Genomic DNA, 2,004 nt, shown 5'->3' on the forward strand with positions numbered 1-2,004 from the left:
CAGATGAATGGTTAGAAATTTACAATTATGAAAGGCCTCACGATGCGCTGGAAGACATGACTCCAGTTGGCTATCTTGAGGCTGCATAATTCTACTAATGAGCTGTACTAGGTTGGGTGGAGTTACAGAGTTACAAATTGGCATCTGTGGTCTTTATGGTTTTTGAGAACAGATAGCGCAGGATTTTCGTATATTTCTCCATATATATCTGTATTTCTAACTTCTATAAAATCATCTCTTGAGATACATGTACCTTAAAACTTCATTTGTACCGCTGCATTCATTCTTGCCTCCAACATTTACTTCCATATCAGACATATATGCAGCTAACGCCATAGAGTAAACTTCACTCATATTCTTTCTATCTAAATGAATTATAAAGTATTTAGAGCCATTGCTATTGCAGACAGATTGGAATGGAGTTTCCGGTTCGAGGTAAACGACATCTGCTCCAAGATCATTTACCCACAAACTCTTTATTTTAGTTTTAACTGTGCCTGATGCATCAGCGTTAAAGCATAAAAATAAAACAAACATAAAACTCAAAACTTTCATTTTATTACTCCTATTTTTACAACGTCTAATTCTTAATAATCCACAGATATCCATATTTAAAATCAATATCAAGGACAGATACGGCTTTATTTTATCTAATCTGTTTGAAAAAACTAACCAGATAACAACAACATGTGTGACACATCCTACACTATATGCTCAGAAAAAACGCCCCTCATGTTCATGCCGGGCATCTTAATTCACTAATGTTAACAACTTGAGCTTAGCTTGGAAGTTATCAACTTTCATTTACGAGAACCTTTTATGGACATCCAGTATAAGGCTTATGCACTTCCTATAGACAAGTTTGTCACAGAGCTAGCAGACTGGTATCAAGCACGTTAGCACGGCCAGCTTGATTAAAACTAGCAGACACCCTCTCCCAAACTCAGGCCCCAAACTTAGGACAGTTTTTGATTGGGTGTCCACACACTTGCTTTCTCACTGAGCATTGGTTTTGAATGGATGTCTTCTTTAACCTACTAACTTAGAATGGGTATCTCATTTAATTTTAATGCCTGTCCACTTGGATTGGCATCGCTGGAACGTCCATATATGTCTACATTTTTTGTCTATAGTCCGCAAGATAGCCAAATAGTTTGCATCCGTTTTGAAGCGAGTTGTTATATTTTTGATACCTATGAACCTCGAGGTCCGCTATGAGTGCCGCCAATAACCATTTCACCGACTTTACATGTGTCATTTGACAGATATAGAGATACCTTTTCACCCGACATAAAAGCAGCCAGAAGGTTAGCGTGTATAGCGTCTAAAGCTGGGTGATCAGGGTAAACTGATGCGTACTTGGGACCATATCCGCTTTGGGAAGTGCAACCACTTAACTCAGGAGAAAGGCGGACATTTATACCACCATTAACAACGCTGACAATTTTTATTACCTCTGATGCGGCTGTCCATCTTGCTCCATCTGCATGTGAAGGAATGGCAATTGCCAATAGTGCGAACGATGCAATACGTTTCAAGTATTTTTTCATTTATGACTCCATTATTGAACTGACATATAAAGCCGCGCTCACAGGTTTGTCCGGGGCAACGCTTTGTTAGGGCCTGATTTAACTAGCCAAGAAGCTGCAGTAATATTAAATATTAGTATCAAGCCAACAGATAGGCCAGCATAAAGTATTTATTGCTGAGATAGCCCAAAAACAAAGAGCAACATTAGATTGCCTGGCAGTAAGAGAACTGGACCAAACATTGACATTGGTATAGGTGCTGGAAAGAGCAACATAGTGGAAGGAAAACCAAAACACTAGAAAAAGGCGCTCACTGAGCATTGGTTTTGAATAGGTGTCTCCTTTAACTGAATTAGTTCCGACCAGACCTGACATTTCGATTTGAAAAATTGAGAGTTACCCGTTTTGATAAAGGTGTCGAATCTTTGTTCAAAACAACTAAGGAGTAACTCTCATGTTACATACTAACAATCCA

At 38.7% G+C, this 2,004-nt stretch carries 3 protein-coding genes; 1 reads left to right on the plus strand and 2 read right to left on the minus strand.

Going from position 1 to position 2,004, the window contains the following annotated elements:
* Positions 1-89, plus strand: an 89-nt coding sequence (locus IY568_RS25475) for an integrase core domain-containing protein (RefSeq protein ID WP_194868735.1), incomplete at its 5' end; no start/stop codon positions are given.
* Positions 90-231: 142 nt separating this feature from the next.
* On the opposite strand, the gene IY568_RS24280 is transcribed toward IY568_RS25475, so the two are convergent.
* Both IY568_RS24280 and IY568_RS24285 read right to left on the minus strand, forming a co-directional pair.
* Positions 232-555, minus strand: a complete 324-nt coding sequence (locus IY568_RS24280) for a hypothetical protein (RefSeq protein WP_125563635.1) — start codon at positions 553-555, stop codon at positions 232-234.
* Positions 556-1,193: 638 nt separating this feature from the next.
* A complete protein-coding gene (locus IY568_RS24285; protein WP_125563637.1) occupies positions 1,194-1,550 on the minus strand; it encodes a hypothetical protein in 357 nt (118 codons plus the stop codon).
* Positions 1,551-2,004 lie beyond the last annotated feature (454 nt).

The sequence above is a fragment of the Pseudoalteromonas sp. PPB1 genome (assembly GCF_015356275.1).
Classification (GTDB): Bacteria; Pseudomonadota; Gammaproteobacteria; order Enterobacterales; family Alteromonadaceae; genus Pseudoalteromonas; species Pseudoalteromonas rubra_D.

What these genes read in the sequence shown, in the direction of transcription:
- IY568_RS24280 (WP_125563635.1), bottom strand. Translation starts at nt 555, where the DNA reads ATGAAAGTTTTGAGTTTTATGTTTGTTTTATTTTTATGCTTTAACGCT.
- IY568_RS24285 (WP_125563637.1), bottom strand. Translation starts at nt 1,550, where the DNA reads ATGAAAAAATACTTGAAACGTATTGCATCGTTCGCACTATTGGCAATT.